We start from the raw sequence: 16,700 nt of genomic DNA, 5'->3' as shown, positions 1-16,700 counted from the left end.
ACAATGGTGCAAGAATGGTGGGCACGGCGCTTGCGCGCCTTTGCCCACCCTACGGCGCCATTCAACATGCAACTGTCACATGCTCCGTGATATCAAGGCTGCGCGCAACGCGTTATCCGAGGTGCCACCTATGCCTGCCCGCCATCGCTCCGCCCTGCTCGCCGCGCTCTGGCTCCTGACCTCAGCCCTGCCGGCGGCGGCCGACGACATCATGCTGCCGCGCGAGCCCCAGATCGGGCCGCGGCCGTTCTATCTCGTCGACAAGATGAAGGACGGGCCGCTGAAGCAACAACTCAGCCAGTGCACTGGACCGTTTCGCAAGACCGATTTTTCCATCGGCCACCGCGGCGCGGCGCTGGAATTTCCCGAACATACCCGCGAGTCCTACATCGCCGCCGCCCGGATGGGCGCCGGCATCATCGAATGCGACGTGACGTTCACGAAAGACCGCGAACTCGTTTGCCGCCATTCGCAATGCGACCTGCACACCACCACCAACATCCTGACCGTGCCGGCGCTTGCCGCCAAATGCACGCAAGCTTTCAGCCCGGCCGATCCCGCGACAGGCAAGAAAGCCTCCGCCAAATGCTGCACCAGCGACATCACGCTCGCCGAATTCCGGATGCTGAGCGCGAAGATGGACGGCTTCAATCCGGATGCCAAGACACCCGAGGAATATCAGAACGGTACGCCGCGCTGGCGCACCGACCTCTATGCCAATTCCGGCACGCTGATGACGCATGACGAGAGCATCGCGCTGATCAAGAGTCTCGGCGCCAAATTCACGCCGGAGTTGAAGGCGCCCGAAGTGCCGATGCCGTTCGACGGCGACTACACCCAGGAGAAATATGCCAGCCAGATGCTGGAGGCCTACAGGAAGGCCGGCATTCCGCCGAGCAACGTGTTTGCGCAAAGCTTCAACCTCGCCGACGTGCTCCATTGGGTGAAGACCGAGCCGGAGTTCGGCAAACAGGCGGTCTATCTCGAAGAGCGCTACGAGAAGCAGGGCCTCGATCCCAATAAGCCCGAGACCTGGAAGCCCTCGATGGCGGAATTGAAGGCGCAAGGCGTTGCCATTCTCGGCCCGCCGATCTGGACCATGCTGACGCTGAACGACAACAAGGAAATCGTCGCTTCCGAATACGCCAAGGCGGCCAAGGCTGCCGGCCTCGACCTGATCGGCTGGTCGCTGGAACGCGACGGCCCGCTGCACAAGGGCGGCGGTTTCTATCACCGCTCGATCAAATCGGCCGTCGACCGCGACGGCGACACGCTGACGGTGCTGGACGTATTGGCCAAGCAGGTCGGCATTCGCGGCATGTTCTCGGACTGGCCGGCGACGACGACGTTCTATGCGAGCTGCACGGGGATGAAGTAAGCGTCGCAGCTTCGTAGCGTAGGTTGGTGCCCGGCGAAGCATCCGGTTACGGCGGACACCGCGGATTTGACTTCCGGCACCGCCGACATCGTGTCGTTCTCTTGATCAGCATCAGGGATCGATGAGTACTCCAGGATTGAGCATGCCTTGCGGATCGAGCTCTCTTTTTGCTGCCCGAAGCGCGGCCGCGAAAAGCTCCGGGCGCTGACGATCGTACCAGGGCCGATGATCACGGCCAACAGCGTGATGATGCGTGATGGTACCGCCCGCCTCCATCAGCGCATCGCTGGCCGCATTCTTGATCGCTCGCCACTGTTCCAGAAGGGCACCGTGGCGACCGAGTGCGTGAAAGGAAAAATACGGTGCGGGCCCGTCCGGATAGACATGGGTGAAGCGGCATGTGACCTCGCCTTTTACGCCAGTCGCCTCAAGGATCGCTTGCTCCGTCGCCGCCTTCACCTTGTCGTGGAAGCTTTCGAACCGATCCCAGGTGATGGCGGTCTCAAAGGTGTCGTTGATGAGGCCGGCCGGCGTCAGAAACTCGCGCGCATAGGGCATACGAATGAATGCGTTGCGCCAGATTCCTGCCGCGCCTTCGAGATGTGCGTCGCCGGCCTTCGCGGCCTCTTGTGTCCCGCCATGGTCGGCGCAGCATTCGAGCGCGCGTGCCATCCAGGCATCCGGCGAATGGTCGCCGGATTCAAAACCGAGCACCATTATCGCGACACTGCCGTCGGCCGCCCCGGTGTTGAATGCCTCTTGCGCGTCAAGGATGCGGCAGTTCGATGGGTAGAGCCCAGCCTGTGCGATGGCGCGCAGCGCGCGGGCCGCACCGAAGAACGAATCAAAACGGAGCGATGCACCGGCACGGAATTTCGGACGCGGCTGCAATCGCATCCAGGCGCGCGAAATCACGCCGAGCGTTCCTTCGGAACCTATGAACATGCGGTCGGGGCTCGGTCCGGCGCCCGATCCTGGCAAGCGACGTGTCTCCATTATGCCGCGCGGCGTCACAACGCGCAGGCTTTCAACGAAATCGTCTATGTGCGTGTAGAGACTGGCGAAGTGACCGCCCGACCGCGTCGCAATCCAGCCGCCAAGGGTTGAGTACTCGAAACTCTGCGGAAAATGCCGCAACGTGACGCCATGCGGCTTGAGCTGGCTCTCCAGAGATGGACCAAAGGCACCCCCATCGATCAGTGCGGCACGCGATGTCTGATCCACCTCGACGACGTTGCCGAGGTTGCGCAAGTCGAGTGTGACGGCCGCCTTGTAGCGGATACCGTCAACTCGCGGCTCGACACCGCCGCAGACGCTCGACCCGCCCCCGAACGGCGTAAGCGACGCGCTGACAGCACCGGCCCAGTCCATCACGGCGGAAATCTCTGCTTCGCTACGTGGATAGGCGACCACGTCGGGTGCGTTGCCGTATTCGCCGAGCATGGCTCGCACGTAGTCCGGATAGGATTTGCCGTAGGCATGCGCGACGCGATCGTATCGTTCGCTCGTGCAAAAAGCGGCAAGTGAGGCTGGTGGCACCACGCGCGGCGCACGCAATGCCAGGTCCTCGAGACGCGGGACGGGTCTTGTCTCAAATGCATCGCGCGCAAATTTTGCGCGATAACGGCCGAGCACAAAGGCCTGCTCCTCGCCAGTCATGCCTTCGTCTTCGCGGCCCCAGCCGTAATGCTTTAGTCTTGCACCGCTCATCGCCTTCTCCCTGTCTTTTCTATCTGAGCCGCCATACCGGCTCTTAATTTTTCGAACGCGTGAAGGGCACGAAGCGCACGAGGGCGACGGCGCGTGCCGTCGTCTTGTCGAGGGCGGTTTTCTCGACGACCGTGAGTTGCTGAATGGAGTAAGCGGCGCCCACCGGCATGACGAGCCGGCCGCCCACCTTGAGCTGCTCGATCAGCGGCGGCGGCACCTCGCCAAGCGCGGCAGTCACGATGATGGCGTCAAAAGGACCGCATTCAGGCCAACCGGCAAAGCCGTCGCCGAGGCGGACGCTGACATTGTCATACGCAAGGTTCCGTAGTGTTTTGGTGGCGACCTCGGCCAATGGCGGAAGGATCTCGATGGTGCAGACCTTCCGCGCGAGGTGCGCAAGGATGGCGGCCTGATAGCCCGAACCGGTGCCGATTTCGAGCACGACATGATCGGGCGCGACCTCGGCCAATTCCGTCATCAAGGCCACGATATACGGCTGCGATATGGTCTGGCCGTGACCGATCGGCACCGGCATGTCTGCATATGCAATGGAGCAGGACCGTTCAGGAATGAACAGATGGCGTTTGGTTTGCCGCATGGCCTCGAGGACTCTCTCCGAGAGGCCCTGCCGTCCCAGACCACGGGCGTCGGAACGGCCGTAGGCACGGACGGTTTCGACCATGTCCGCGCGTTCGCGGGCGCATTCGCCGTCCTGCCCGGTCGCTTCCCGCGCGAAAGTGACCATGGAAAGCACGAGTGGCAACAGGATCTTCATGATCGTGCGCTCGGCCATGCAACAATCGAAAGCATAGCGCCGTCGCGAAAGGACGCAAATGATGCTGTCGCGCCCTAACGGACGCCCGAGCAGAGCGAGATGCCCTGCCCGACTTCCTGCCGCCGTGCCTTTCAGCAAGAAATCGGACACCGCCTTCGGCGGGCGGCGGCGCCGATGAAAACTACTGCTGTGCGGACGGCAACCGTACTGGCGGCCGCGCCTGCGCTCTCGCTTCCCTTGCCGGAAGCGTCGACATCGGCTTCGGCTTGCGCGCGGGGTTGGCAACCGGCACCGGCGGTGCAGCCGACGTAGTAGCCGATGTCCTGGGCCGCAGGCTTTGCTCGGAGACGTTGGCGATCTTGCGCGCCATTTCCTCCTGGTTCGCCTTGAGTTGCTCGGCGGTCTTGGCACTTTCGCGGGCCAGCTCCGCCTGGCTGGCCTTGAGCTGCTCGATCTCCTGCTGCACGCTTGCGAGATCGCGCGACATCGTCTGGAGCAACTGTGCCTGCTCGGCCGCGATCGAGGCGGCTGCCGCATCTTGGGGTGCGGCTTGCGGTGCGGCCTGGGCCGGAGCCGGCAATTGCGAAACTGCGGCATCCGCCGCAGCCAACTTGATGGCAGGCGGGCTCTGCTGGTCGGCAGGAGCAGGCGCTTCCGACGGTGACGACGAAGCCGCGGCCAGTTGCGGTGCCCACCGGGCAACCATCGGCCTCACCGTCTCGCCATAGGACTGCCAGGCGAAAGCAGCGGAACAGATGCCCACTGTCAGCAACAGGCCGATCAAGCCGCGTAGCGCCGGCCTGCCGCGCGATGGCTGACGAGCCTTTTTCGCCTTCTCCAGCCTGGAAATCTGCTCATTGAAACGCGCGAGCTCCTCATCCGCGCGCGCAATCTGCGCATAGGCGTGCGCGAGCCGTTCATCGGCGCGCGCGACCAGTTCTTTCTCTTGCGTGGATAGTGCCGGACTAACGTTGCCTGGATCGGTTTGCTTGGTGTCCCCCGAGGATTCCATGGGCGCCTCCTGCCAGTTTTGCCGTCAACTGAACGGGCGATCGTCGGATTGTAGACACTCCCTACCGCTGTTTTGACCAAAGCATGGCTGGAGGATGGAAAGTCTGGGGCGATTTGGGCAACCGCCTTTCAGGCATTGAGAATGCCTTGAAGGAGGATCTTTCCAAATCGCGGCGCATCGATCCTTTGGTTGCTACGACGGCTCAGTTCGCCTTGCGGCCCAGGAAGGCCGGAATGTCCATAACCTTTTCCTCGATCGGGTTAAGCACGGGACCCGTGCGGCCGTATGGATCGAGGCGCTGCGGAGCCGCGGCATGCCGCGCGTGTTCGGCGACCGCCGGTCGTGCTTCGGGACGGCGGAGCGGCGGCGGGCTGGCGAATTGCGGCGGCGCGCCGCGCTGATCGGCGATGCGGCGCCGGTCGTTGGAAAGCCGGCCGGCGAGATCCGTGAGCAGATTTTCCGCGACCTGGGTCTGGCCGCCCGTCGCCTCGACATTGTCGATGCCCGTCGCCACCACCGAGACTCGGACAATGCCTTCCAGGCTGGCATCGAAGGTGGCGCCGACGATGATGTTGGCGTCCTGGTCGGCCTCGTCGCGGATGCGGGTCGCCGCTTCGTCGACCTCGAACAGCGTCAGATCCCGGCCGCCGGTGATGGAGACGATGAGGCCGCTGGCGCGCTTGATCGAGGGGTTCTCGATCAGCGGGTTGGAAATCGCGGCCACCGCGGCGTTGAGCACGCGCTTGGGGCCGGAGGCTTCGCCCCTGCCCATCATCGCCTTGCCCTTCTCGCGCATGACCGAGAGCACGTCGGCGAAATCGAGGTTGATCAGGCCTTCCTTGACGATGAGATCGCTGATGCAGGCGACGCCCGAATAGAGCACCTGGTCGGCCATCGCAAAAGCGTCCGCAAAGGTGGTCTTCTCGTTGGCCACCCGGAACAGGTTCTGGTTCGGGATGATCAGGAGGGTGTCCACCGCTTTCAGAAGTTCCGCAATGCCGGCTTCGGCATAGCGCATGCGGCGCCCGCCCTCGAACTGGAACGGCTTGGTGACGACGCCGATGGTGAGAATGCCGAGTTCGCGCGCGATCCTGGCGATGATCGGGGCGGCCCCGGTGCCGGTGCCCCCACCCATGCCGGCGGTGATGAACACCATGTGCGCGCCGGTCAGATGGTCGCGGATCTCGTCGGTGGTCTCTTCCGCCGCGGCGCGCCCCACATCGGGCTGGGCGCCGGCGCCAAGGCCCCCGGTCACCTGTGAGCCCATCTGGATGACACGCCTGGCCTTTGAACTGGTGAGCGCCTGGGCATCCGTATTGGCGACGATGAATTCGACGCCTTCAAGCCCGGCGTCGATCATGTTGTTGACGGCATTGCCGCCGGCGCCGCCGACCCCGAACACGATAATGCGCGCCCTCAGTTCGCGAATGTCGGTGCCAGTCATTGTTGCCCCACGGTTGCTCCGCTCAACCGCGGAATGAGAGAAAAGGGATCGCTATCCACGAGAAGCCCTGCGGTCTGCGTCGACCAGGCTCGCCGCCAGATGCCCGACCCGGCGCGCCGAATTTCCGTGATTCTCGTCCGAACTGCCAGTTCGGACAGCGGCCCGCAGGGCTGTCACCTCGCCCTCAAGCCGCGCCGTCGCCTCCCTGGCGGCGGCGGCCTCGGCAGTCGCCTGCGAGAGCTCAGCCATCAGGCGATCGGCGCGTGCGCGTTCGTGCTCGAAATCCCAGCGATTGCCCGCTGCCCTGGCCTCGAGTTGCGCGATCTCCGCCTGCTGCGTTACGATGAGCGCCCTCAACTGAGCGGCCTCGCCCGCCCGGTGACCGCCCGGTGGGTGTGGCGTATGCCTGACTTCAGCGAGATCAACGCTCACCAGGGCCTTCCCGTCATCGGAAAGCGAGCGCGGCAAGTGGAGCCGCCTGGCAAGCGAACGGGCGGCCGCTGCCGAGATGTTCAGGCGGGCACCCAGGGCTGCGTAGGTCAGAATCTCAACGGACATCAGCTGTTCTCCCCGAACGAACCGCGCTGGAATCGTTTGATGATGACCGGATAGTGCCCAAGAGGCTAAGGGCAATATGGTTAACGGATAGTTAACCGGCCGGTCGCGCCGTAACGATTTAGCCACCCCACGGCCGCCCCACCCGGCTGGGGGCCGGCCGGCGAAGCCCGGCGGGATCGGGAACCCTGTAGCAAGCTGGCGCGGGATCGACAGGTCGCGGTATAATTCGGCCATCGCGGCTGAGGCGCGATAGAGATGGACGACGAAGAACTCGCTGACCTGCACCGATTCCTGGCCGAATACCACCGCCGGCTCGCCAAAGAAGCCGTCCTCGACGTCGTGCAGCAATATCACGCCGACCTTGCCCAGCGGCTCGCCGACGAGGCCGCGCTGATCCCGAGACGGACCGCGATCGCGCAGCGGTTGCGCGAGGGCGAGCAGCAGAAGCGGAACGAGATGGAGTGAACGGCCGTATCGTAGGGCGCTCCACGCGATGAATCCAAAAGGAAGCCGTCATGAGCCAGCCACAGCCAGTCAAGGACGCCAGCCATCTCTACGAAGTCGAGCGTCGCGCCGAGCACGCCACCCGCCCCGGCTTCCGCATTGTGGAGCTGCAGCTCTCCGCAACCCAGAAAGTGCCGTGGCACACCCACAGCAATATCTCCGATACTTTTTACGTACTGGAAGGCCAGATGCGCCTGTTCCTGCAGGATCCGAAAGAGGAAGTGAATTTGAAGCCCGGCGAAGTCTACGCCGTCAGGCCGACACGACCGCATCTGGTGACCAATGGCGGCACGACGTCGCTCACCTTCCTGGTTCTGCAAGGCGTCGGCGAATATGATTTTGTTCCGCTCCTGAAGGGTTAGGTTCCTGGGGAACCTGGCAGCAGTACACATTGACGCGACCACCGGTGCGCGGACCGCAGCCGCCACACTATGTTCAAACACCGGATCGAAAATCGTGGACAAATAGAAAGGGGCTGGGCCGTCCTGCATGGATCAAATCCATCAAACCCAAGGAGACAGCCATGGCAACCAAGGTAAAGCCGGTTCCCGAAGGATTTCACACCGTCACGCCCTATCTCGTCGTCGACGGGGCGGACAAGGTCATCCACTTCATGAAAGAAGCCTTCGGCGCCCAACCGGTATTCGAGCCGATGATGCGGCCCGACGGCAAGGTCATGCATGCGGAGTACAAGATCGGAAATTCCATCGTGATGATTTCCGACTCCTCGGAGCGTGCGCAAGCAACCTCCGCCATGCTGTATCTCTACGTCCCCAACGTCGATGCCGTCTATCAGAAGGCGCTCAAGGCCGGCGCGACATCGCTGATGGAGCCCACGGATCAATTTTACGGCGACCGCAGCGGCGGCGTGAAGGACGCGGCCGGCAACCACTGGCACATCGGCACGCATATCGAGGACGTATCGCCGGCTGACCTCAAGAAGCGCGCGGCTGAGGTCATGAAGCAGCAGCACAAGGCGGCGTAGGCGTCCGTGTGAGCTTCGTGGGTTGGGTCAGCGAAGCATAACCCACGTAGGTTCGATTTGCGGCCGGCTCAGCCGACGGATTGCGTGAAGGAGGTGTGGCGGGTGGATTCTATTCAGGTAGTTTTCCACCCGCGGCCTGATAAAAGCCTGCCAGCTGCTTGGCAAGCAGCCCAGCCAAGAGAGTTTCCATCTTCGACACATCAATTTTCCCGCGGCGATATGCGGAGTCGGCAGCATCTAGAGCCTCGAAGTAGGGATTCCGATTGTCCACAATTTGATCGGGAATGGTCGGTGTGCCCGGAAGCACTGCCCCGGCGCGAATGGAAAGCACGACGTAAGATATGATTCTCGACGTTCGTCCGTTACCGTCCGCAAATGGATGGATCCAGTTCAGGCGCCACATTAGGTACGCTGCTAGATGCAGCGGCGTACTATCATTCCAATGATCATTAACGTAGTCGCACATCTCCTCAATCAACTCGGGAACGAGGTGCGCTCCTACGGGTTCGTGCTGGCTGCCTTCAAATCGCAACACCGCCCGGCCGGTAGTTACCAGCATATGAGCTGATGCCAGCCAAAGCTTCCCGTTGAAGACTTAAAATGAGCGACGGCCGAGCTTGAATGAGCCGCGATCGAGCGCGGTATGGATTGCTCCGATTGCCGCATCATACTGCCGAAAGCCGTTTCGCGCTTCAGCAGCGGCCTTCTCCTGAAGATCGGTAAATCAATTCAGGCTCGAGCGCGCGGCTATCCCGCCGTTCGCGCTCATCACCAGTCATTTCTCGCCCTTGGCCAGCTTTTCAGCTTCTCGATCAACCATTTCGCGCGTGATCAACTCATTCTCGAAATGAGTGTTCCCATAGACGAAACTTCGCCGCTGCTGCTCCCGGTGTTCGGGCGTCGGCTTGGCGGTTTTGGCGGCTTCAAGAAGCTTTTTGAGGTCGTCAGTCATGGGCAAAATATAAGCGACTCGGATGGCCGACGCCATGGCGATTTTACGGAAATGCTTATTGGATCTCCGTCCGCCTCACAACGGCAAGTTATCGTGCTTCTTCGCCGGCATTTCCACCTTCTTATCCCTGAGCATCGCCAGCGCGCGGGCGATCCGCCGCCGGGTCGAATGCGGCATGATCACATCGTCGATGTAGCCGCGCTCCGCCGCGATGAACGGGGACAGGAAGCGGTCTTCGTATTCCTTGGTGCGTTTGGCGATCGCGTCGGGATCGTTCATGTCGGCGCGGAAGATGATTTCGACGGCGCCCTTGGCGCCCATCACCGCGATCTGGGCGGTCGGCCAGGCGTAGTTCATGTCGGCGCCGATTTCCTTTGAGGCCATGACGTCGAAGGCGCCGCCATAGGCCTTGCGGGTGATGACGGTGACGAGCGGCACCGTGCATTGCGAATAGGCGAACAGCAGTTTCGCGCCGTGCTTGATCAGGCCGCCATACTCCTGCGCGGTGCCCGGCAGGAAGCCCGGCACGTCCACGAACGTCACGATCGGGATGTTGAAGGCGTCGCAGAAGCGGACGAAGCGTGCGGCCTTCCTTGAAGCATCAGAGTCGAGCACGCCGGCCAGCACCATCGGCTGGTTGGCGACAAAGCCGACGGTGCGGCCGGCGATGCGGCCGAAACCGGTGACGATGTTCCGGGCAAAGGTCTCCGACAGTTCGAAGAAGTCGCCCTCGTCCACGACCTTCTGGATCAGCTCCTTCATGTCGTAGGGCTTGTTCGGATTGTCGGGGATCAGCGTATCGAGCGACATGTCCACGCGCTCGATGTCGTCGAAACTCGGCCATTCCGGCACGCCGTCGGTGTTGTTGGACGGCAGGAAGTCGATCAGCCGGCGCATCTGCAACAGCGTCTCGACGTCGTTCTCGAATGCACCATCGGCGATCGAAGAGCGCGTCGCATGCACCGAGGCGCCACCGAGCTCTTCGGCCGTCACCACCTCGTTGGTGACGGTCTTCACCACGTCGGGGCCGGTGACGAACATGTAGCTGGTGTTCTTCACCATGAAGATGAAGTCGGTCATGGCGGGCGAATAGACGTCGCCGCCGGCGCAGGGGCCCATGATGACCGAGATCTGCGGGATCACGCCTGAGGCAATGACGTTGCGGCGGAACACGTAGGAATAGCCCGCGAGCGCCGCGACGCCCTCCTGGATGCGCGCGCCGCCGGCGTCATAGAGGCCGATGATCGGCGCCCTCGCCTTCATCGCCATGTCCTGCAACTTGGTAATCTTAAGCGCGTGGGTTTCGGACAGCGAGCCGCCGAACACGGTAAAGTCCTTGGCGAAGACGAAGGTCTTGCGGCCGTTCACCGTGCCCCAGCCGGTGACGACGCCATCGCCCGGAATCTTGTTCTTCTCCATGCCGAATTCGATCGAGCGGTGCTCGACGAACATGTCGAATTCCTCGAACGAGCCCTTGTCGAGCAGCAATTCGATGCGCTCCCGCGCGGTCAATTTTCCGCGGGCGTGCTGCGCCTCGATGCGCTTCTCGCCGCCACCGAGCTTGGCGCCGGCGCGCCGTTCTTCGAGGGTGTCCAGGATGTCCTTCATGCTGCTTCCGCCCGCCTTTTTGGGTAACGATTTGAAGGCCTTCTAACACGGCCTTTTCGGAAGCGGAAACACCCTGTCCGGCATCTGGTACCGCCGCCTTGCAGCCCCTATATGCCGATCCTGACCATGGGGACCGGAATGACCGATATCGCTGGCGCCGACACCTCGGGCGCCGTCTCTGGGGGCGTGCGCGCGGTGCTCCGGCTGGAAGGATTAGCGTTATTTATCGGAATGACGCTGCTCTACTACATCTGGGACGGCGACTGGTGGATCTACGCCATCCTGTTCTTCGTGCCCGATCTCAGCTTTGCGGCCTATCTGAGCGGGCCACGGTTCGGCGCCATGATCTACAACGCCGCCCATAGCTACCTGGCGCCGATGGCGATCATGACGACCGGCTTTGCCACCGCCTCCCCGCTCATCCTCTCGATCGCGATGATCTGGCTGGCCCATATCGGCTTCGACCGGGCGCTGGGCTACGGGCTGAAATACGAGACCGGCTTCTCGTTCACGCATCTCGGGCGGATCGGGAAGTCCGCGAATTGACAGCCGATTTGTAGCTTGATGTAGTCTCTCCCAAAGCTGCCGCAGGACGACAGCGAAAAAATCGGGGGGATTAATGCTGACGGATTGGCGCGTCGCCGTTGCGGCTGCGATTCTTTGCACCGCTACGCTATTCACCTGCATCGAAACATCGGCGCAATCGATCCCGAAGGACGTCGCCGCGCGCACCGAAATCTACGCTATCCCGTCGCTGACGATTTCCGATCAGCAATTCCTGAACGGCGATGCCAACGGCAAGCAGGTCACGGTCGCCGGCGAATTCCGCATCGCGCAAGGCACCGGCAAACTTCCCGTCGTGGTGCTGATGCATGGATCGAGCGGCGTCGGCGCCGGCATGGATCCCTGGGTGCGCCACTTCAATGCGATGGGGATTTCGACCTTCGTGATCGACGGGTTCAGCGGCCGCGGGCTCACCGCGGTCGGCCCCAACCAGGCCCTGCTCGGCCGGCTCAATTTCATCGTCGATATCTATCGTTCGCTCGAAATCCTCGCCAAGCATCCGCGCGTCGATCCTGACCGGATCGTCCTGATGGGATTTTCGCGCGGCGGACAGGCGGCGCTCTACGCCAGCCTCGATCGCTTCCACAAGCTCTGGAACAGGTCCGGCGCGCAATTCGCCGCCTACATTCCGTTCTATCCGGATTGCTCCACGACCTACGCCACCGATACCGAGGTCGCGGCGCGTCCGATCCGGATCTTTCACGGCACGCCTGATGACTACAATCCCGTCGCCACCTGCAAGGCCTATCTCGCCCGGCTGCAGGAGGCCAAGCGTGACGCTGTGCTGACGGAATATCCGGATTCCGCACACGGCTTCGATGCCGGCCTGCTCGGCCTCAGCGCGGTCGTCGTGTCAGTCAATGCGCAGTCCGCCCGCAATTGCCGCCTCAAGGAGGGCGAAGGCGGCGTTCTCATGAACGACGACACCAAGGAGCCCTTCACCTACAAGGATGCCTGCATCGCGCTCAATCCGCATGTCGGCGGCAACCCGGCGACCGCGAAAGAAGCGCAGAAGGCGGTGAGTGATTTCCTGCAGGTGCTGTTGAAGCTGGGATAACGACTTGGTGAAACTCCGCCGAGCCGCGCACCAGTGGAACCGATGAACCCGTTTGCGGTTTTGGGCGTTGAATGCCCAAACCGAACGGAGACCATCAAGATGTCTGGATTCAATCTCACGCGAACGGCGTTGCTGTTCGCATCGCTATCGCTGGCCGGCAGCGCGGCGCTGGCCGCACCCGCCTCGCCCTTCGTCGCCATGGCCGGCACATGGTCCGGCGGAGGCGTGCTCAGCACCACCGATGGGCAGCAGGAGCAGTTGCGCTGCCGCGCGGCGTATGATGTCGCCGGTGCCGGCGAGCAGCTTCGGCTCAATCTGACCTGCGCCAGCGCTAGCTATAAATTCGATCTCGCCAGCGAGGTTGAATACCGCGGCGGCGCGATCAGGGGTTCATGGACAGAAGCAAGCCGCAACGCATCCGGGACGCTTTCCGGACGCGCGGCCGGCGATCACGTCGAGGCCGCAGCAAGAGGCGACACCTTCTCGGCCAACCTGTCGTTGACGACGCGTGGCGGCCGGCAGACCGTGTCCATCCAGCCTCAGGGCACCAACATCACGTCAGTTTCGCTCGCGCTGAACCGGCGTTAGCGCACTATCGGTTCTGATTGAATCAGAACCGATAGCTCCAGATTCCCTGGCTTGAAGATACCTGGCTTGACGCGCCTTCTCACGCGAACCGGCATCCATCCCGGATCACGTGTGCTCCGCACAACCCGCGCTGCGGAGCGGAGGTTGCGAGCCTTGATCCATGTCAACCCAACATCCGGATTCCGCGGAAAGTCTTGAAGGCCGGCTCGCATCTTTGCGCGCCGAAACCACAGCCGCCGCTAATCGCCCGGCCGCGCGACACGCCAAGCCGGTCGACACTTCGACCAGCCATGTCGGATTCCGCTGCTGAGACCAGCCGTTCCACCCGCGAAGCCTTGAAGGAGCAGTTCCAACACACTCTAGGGAGCGTCCAAAATGAGCGATGAAGCGAATAGGGCCGGCAACAGCCCATCAATCGATCGCCGCCGCATCCTGCTCGGCGGCACTACGCTTGCCGCTGTCTCTGCGCTGAGTACCGGCATGCCGGTCCGGATGGCGCAGGCTCAGCAACCGGTTCCGGCGCAACCGCCCGGACGCCTCCCCAATGTTTTGGCGATCATGGCCGACGATATCGGCGTGTTCAACATCGGAGCCTACCACCGTGGCATGATGGGAGGGGCCACACCCAATATCGACCGGATTGCCCGAGAAGGGGTATTGCTCACCGACGCCTACGGCCAGGCCAGTTGCACCGCTGGGCGCGCCGCCTTCATCACCGGGCAAATCCCGATGCGCACGGGCCTGACCGCCGTCGGACTGCCGGGGGCGCCGCAAGGCCTCATGTTCGAAGATCCCACCCTTGCCGATCTGCTCAAGCCGCTGGGCTACATGACGGCACAGATCGGCAAGAACCATCTGGGCGACCGCAACGAGTTCTTGCCTACGGTGCACGGCTTCGACGAGTTCTACGGCAACCTCTATCATCTCAACGCCGAGGAAGAGCCGGAACAAGTGGACTACCCGAAGGACCCGGCATTTCAACAGAAGTTCGGACCGCGCGGCGTGCTGGACTGCAAGGCCACGGAGAAGGACGATGCGACCGTGGACCAGCGCTTCGGCCGCGTGGGGAAACAAACCATCAGGGACAGCGGCCCCTTGACGCGCAAGCGGATGGAAACGGTCGAAAATGATCTGCTGCAACGCTCGATCGACTTCATGGGGCGGGCGCGAGACGCCAACAGGCCCTTCTTCCTGTGGCACAACACGACGCGCATGCACGTATGGACGCATCTATCGGATCGCTGGAAGGACAAGACCAAGTACGGCCTCTACACCGACGGGATGATGGAACTCGACTTCGTGGTCGGCGAACTCCTGAACAAGCTCGACGAGTTGGGAATCGCCGACAACACCATCGTCATCTTCACCACGGACAACGGCGCGGAGAAGTTCAGTTGGCCGGATGGAGGGACGAGCCCATTCCGGGGCGAGAAGGGGCTGGGCTGGGAGGGCGGATTCCGCGTGCCCTTCGTGATGCGCTGGCCCGGGCGGATTCCCGCGGGCCAGGTGCTGAACGGGATTTTCTCGCTTGAGGATGTGGTGCCAACAGTCATGGCCGCCGCAGGCGTTTCCGACGTTAAGGAGAAGCTGCTCACGGGTTACAAGGCCGGCGACAAGACCTTCAAAGTGCACCTCGACGGCTATAACCAGTTGCCCTACCTCTCCGGTCAGAGCAAGGCATCCGCCCGCCGCGAGTTCTTCTACTACGGCGAGTCGAATCTCTACGCGATTCGCGTCGACGACTGGAAAATCCACTTCCAGACGAAGGACAATTGGTTCGCAGGACAAACCGTCACGCCGACCGCGCCGAGGCCGGTGAATCTCCGGGCGGACCCGTTCGAGCAGCACATGGAGGCGCCAAGCTACCCGATCTTCGCGGGCGAAAAGCTATGGACGGTGGTACCGGCGCAGGCGTTCGTGCATCAGCACCTGGAGTCGTTCAAGGCGTTCCCGCAACGTCAAAATCCGGCCGGCTTCAATCTCGGCGACGCGGTGGGGCAAGCGCTGCGAGCCACTTCTGTCGGAGGACGATAGCGCAGGATCGGCTGCGCCCGTCCTCGCGGCAGCGGGCGCAGCTCAGTTCAAAGCCGATTTCCCTCCAAGAATGCCGAGCGCTCAATTTCCGCTATTAGCCCGTCGCGTCATTTTCCTACGGCTGCACACAAGCGGTCGTTAACGAGGCGAAGCGGACATGTCCGAAAATTTACGAGTACGCGCCCTAGATTGCCACGACATCGGCAAGGCATTGCTGCACAACCGTCATGCGGGCGGCGATGTGGTTCTGGTCCTTGCAGTCCATGTTCATGGCGAACACGGTCTGCTGGCTGCCCTTCTCGGCCCAGCCGACCATCCAGCCCAGTGACCCCTGTTCGGCGCCGAGCAGGCCGCTCTTGGCGCGGATGGTGGCGTCGCCGACCTTCGTCACCGGCAGGATGTCGCGCGTCAATTCCTGGCTGCGCTTTCCGACCGGCAGCACGCCGCGCCGCAAGCGGTCGACGAAATCGATCTGCTGGATCGGATCGATGCGTAGCTTCCCGCTCAGCCAGAACTGGTCGATGCCGCCCCCGATGTCATGGTTGCCGTACTCGAGCAGGTCGAGATATTTCTGCATGCGCTCGGCCCCGATGCGGCGCGCGATCTCCTGATAGACCGGCACCGCGGAGACCGCGATCGCCGAACGCAGCGTGTGGTCCTTGTTCCACGCCTCGATGCTGCGCGTCACGCCGTCCCACTTGAAGACGTCCTTGTCGGGATCCTCGACCACGCCGGTATCGAGCGCAATCAGCGAATTCGGAATCTTGAAGGTCGAAGCCGGCAGCCTGCCCTCGCCCGAACGCACCTTGTCGCTGGCGATGATCAGGTAGTCGTCGACCTTGTAGGCAACGAATGTGCCGACGGTGCCGAGATCGAAAAACCGCTTGGAGAGATCGTCGCGAAATTCGCTGCGCTGATAGGAGACGTTGGCGAGGCTGCGCCCGGGAAGCAGGCTTGTAGCGGCAAGGACGCCGAGCGCATGACGACGAGTGATCACGGGAACATCCGAATGGTGAAGGGCGCGGAAAACGATGCTGACCGCGCGTGGAGAAACTATGACAATAGCAGGAACCGATCCAGGGCGAGTACTCATAAATCAGGCGCCTAATTTTGGTCGCGCCTGATGTCGGCTCATCGCTCAACAGCAGCACAAAAGCGGACGTTGCCGGAGCTCGCCGAGGGGCCAAAACCGGAAATCAACAGGACGATGCCAAAGTCATGGCAGCTTGTCGGCGGCCATAGCCTGATGCACTTTTTCGCTTAGCGTTGATTGCGGCGCTTCAAACCCGATTCAATGTCCCGGCCATAGCGCCAATAACCGATCCGGTGAAAAAAGACACACTAAGCATCGTTAGACTGCCCGTCACGGAGAGAACAAGCTTGTCTTGAACAAAATGAAAAACCATCCACCGCAGCAGCATGCAGATTAGCCCGCAGCCTGCCGGCCAAAACGCACGCCGCCGAACTGCGAGCCGCTGGGCCGGGCCAAGCAGGTCAGAGTTCCGTGATAGATTCCAGGATCGGCGAAACG

General features: G+C 62.4%; 17 protein-coding genes and 1 pseudogene. 9 read left to right on the top strand and 9 right to left on the bottom strand.

Translation table 11 applies throughout. The features are described 5' to 3' along the window. Positions 1-130 precede the first annotated feature (130 nt). Positions 131-1,378 carry a glycerophosphodiester phosphodiesterase family protein gene (locus LMTR21_RS14395; protein WP_065750379.1) on the top strand — a complete coding sequence of 416 codons (1,248 nt, stop codon included), beginning with the start codon at positions 131-133 and terminating at the stop codon, positions 1,376-1,378. A gap of 111 nt (positions 1,379-1,489) precedes the next feature. Here the strand turns inward: LMTR21_RS14395 and LMTR21_RS14390 are convergent, their stop codons facing one another. The 5 genes from LMTR21_RS14390 to LMTR21_RS14370 form a co-directional block, all read right to left on the bottom strand. Further along, a complete protein-coding gene (locus LMTR21_RS14390) occupies positions 1,490-3,088 on the bottom strand; it encodes an FAD-binding oxidoreductase (protein ID WP_065750154.1) in 1,599 nt (532 codons plus the stop codon). 43 nt (positions 3,089-3,131) lie between these two features. Further along, complete coding sequence (locus LMTR21_RS14385) at positions 3,132-3,881, bottom strand: protein-L-isoaspartate(D-aspartate) O-methyltransferase (RefSeq protein ID WP_065750153.1); 750 nt, start codon at positions 3,879-3,881, stop codon at positions 3,132-3,134. A 163-nt stretch (positions 3,882-4,044) separates the two neighbouring features. Next, complete coding sequence (locus tag LMTR21_RS14380; protein ID WP_065750152.1) at positions 4,045-4,875, bottom strand: hypothetical protein; 831 nt, start codon at positions 4,873-4,875, stop codon at positions 4,045-4,047. 202 nt (positions 4,876-5,077) lie between these two features. Next, on the bottom strand, positions 5,078-6,319 hold the full coding sequence (ftsZ, locus tag LMTR21_RS14375) for a cell division protein FtsZ (protein WP_065750151.1): 1,242 nt from the start codon (positions 6,317-6,319) through the stop codon (positions 5,078-5,080). 51 nt (positions 6,320-6,370) lie between these two features. Next, positions 6,371-6,877: a hypothetical protein gene (locus tag LMTR21_RS14370; protein ID WP_065750150.1), complete on the bottom strand. Its 507-nt coding sequence runs from the start codon at positions 6,875-6,877 to the stop codon at positions 6,371-6,373. 255 nt (positions 6,878-7,132) lie between these two features. Between LMTR21_RS14370 and LMTR21_RS14365 the strand changes: the two genes are divergently transcribed. From LMTR21_RS14365 to LMTR21_RS14355, 3 genes are all read left to right on the top strand, one after another. Further along, positions 7,133-7,342, top strand: a complete 210-nt coding sequence (locus LMTR21_RS14365) for a hypothetical protein (RefSeq protein WP_057858046.1) — start codon at positions 7,133-7,135, stop codon at positions 7,340-7,342. Positions 7,343-7,392: 50 nt separating this feature from the next. Beyond that, entirely contained in the window at positions 7,393-7,743 is a 351-nt protein-coding gene (locus LMTR21_RS14360; RefSeq protein WP_065750149.1) for a cupin domain-containing protein, read from the top strand. A 161-nt stretch (positions 7,744-7,904) separates the two neighbouring features. After that, positions 7,905-8,366, top strand: coding sequence for a VOC family protein (locus LMTR21_RS14355; protein WP_065750148.1), 462 nt, complete (start codon positions 7,905-7,907; stop codon positions 8,364-8,366). 109 nt (positions 8,367-8,475) lie between these two features. Here LMTR21_RS14355 and LMTR21_RS14350 read toward each other — a convergent pair whose 3' ends face one another. The 3 genes from LMTR21_RS14350 to LMTR21_RS14340 all read right to left on the bottom strand — a co-directional run bounded on the left by LMTR21_RS14350 (position 8,476) and on the right by LMTR21_RS14340 (position 10,926). Continuing rightward, positions 8,476-8,925 (bottom strand): Fic family protein, encoded by a 450-nt coding sequence (locus LMTR21_RS14350; protein WP_246175460.1) that lies wholly within the window; start codon positions 8,923-8,925, stop codon positions 8,476-8,478. A gap of 216 nt (positions 8,926-9,141) precedes the next feature. Beyond that, on the bottom strand, positions 9,142-9,354 hold the full coding sequence (locus LMTR21_RS14345) for a hypothetical protein (RefSeq protein ID WP_065750147.1): 213 nt from the start codon (positions 9,352-9,354) through the stop codon (positions 9,142-9,144). 39 nt (positions 9,355-9,393) lie between these two features. Then, positions 9,394-10,926, bottom strand: a complete 1,533-nt coding sequence (locus tag LMTR21_RS14340; protein ID WP_065750146.1) for an acyl-CoA carboxylase subunit beta — start codon at positions 10,924-10,926, stop codon at positions 9,394-9,396. 138 nt (positions 10,927-11,064) lie between these two features. Here LMTR21_RS14340 and LMTR21_RS14335 point away from each other — a divergent pair, with 138 nt between their 5' ends. The 5 genes and pseudogenes from LMTR21_RS14335 to LMTR21_RS14315 all read left to right on the top strand — a co-directional run bounded on the left by LMTR21_RS14335 (position 11,065) and on the right by LMTR21_RS14315 (position 15,169). Next, positions 11,065-11,472: a DUF4260 domain-containing protein gene (locus LMTR21_RS14335; RefSeq protein WP_065750378.1), complete on the top strand. Its 408-nt coding sequence runs from the start codon at positions 11,065-11,067 to the stop codon at positions 11,470-11,472. A gap of 73 nt (positions 11,473-11,545) precedes the next feature. After that, complete coding sequence (locus LMTR21_RS14330; protein ID WP_065750145.1) at positions 11,546-12,547, top strand: dienelactone hydrolase family protein; 1,002 nt, start codon at positions 11,546-11,548, stop codon at positions 12,545-12,547. A 99-nt stretch (positions 12,548-12,646) separates the two neighbouring features. After that, a complete protein-coding gene (locus LMTR21_RS14325) occupies positions 12,647-13,135 on the top strand; it encodes a hypothetical protein (RefSeq protein WP_065750377.1) in 489 nt (162 codons plus the stop codon). 47 nt (positions 13,136-13,182) lie between these two features. Further along, positions 13,183-13,445 (top strand): annotated as a pseudogene (locus tag LMTR21_RS40825) (formylglycine-generating enzyme family protein); the annotation flags it as partial. Positions 13,446-13,510: 65 nt separating this feature from the next. After that, the gene (locus tag LMTR21_RS14315) at positions 13,511-15,169 is read left to right on the top strand and encodes an arylsulfatase (protein ID WP_065750144.1); all 1,659 of its coding nucleotides are present in this window, start codon (positions 13,511-13,513) and stop codon (positions 15,167-15,169) included. A gap of 184 nt (positions 15,170-15,353) precedes the next feature. Here the strand turns inward: LMTR21_RS14315 and blaOXA are convergent, their stop codons facing one another. Further along, a complete protein-coding gene (gene blaOXA, locus LMTR21_RS14310; RefSeq protein ID WP_065750143.1) occupies positions 15,354-16,166 on the bottom strand; it encodes a class D beta-lactamase in 813 nt (270 codons plus the stop codon). Positions 16,167-16,700 lie beyond the last annotated feature (534 nt).

This window comes from Bradyrhizobium paxllaeri (assembly GCF_001693515.2).
Classification (GTDB): domain Bacteria; phylum Pseudomonadota; class Alphaproteobacteria; order Rhizobiales; family Xanthobacteraceae; genus Bradyrhizobium; species Bradyrhizobium paxllaeri.
The sequence above is the reverse complement of the archived record's forward strand: the minus strand, read 5'-3'. Positions and strand labels throughout refer to the sequence as shown.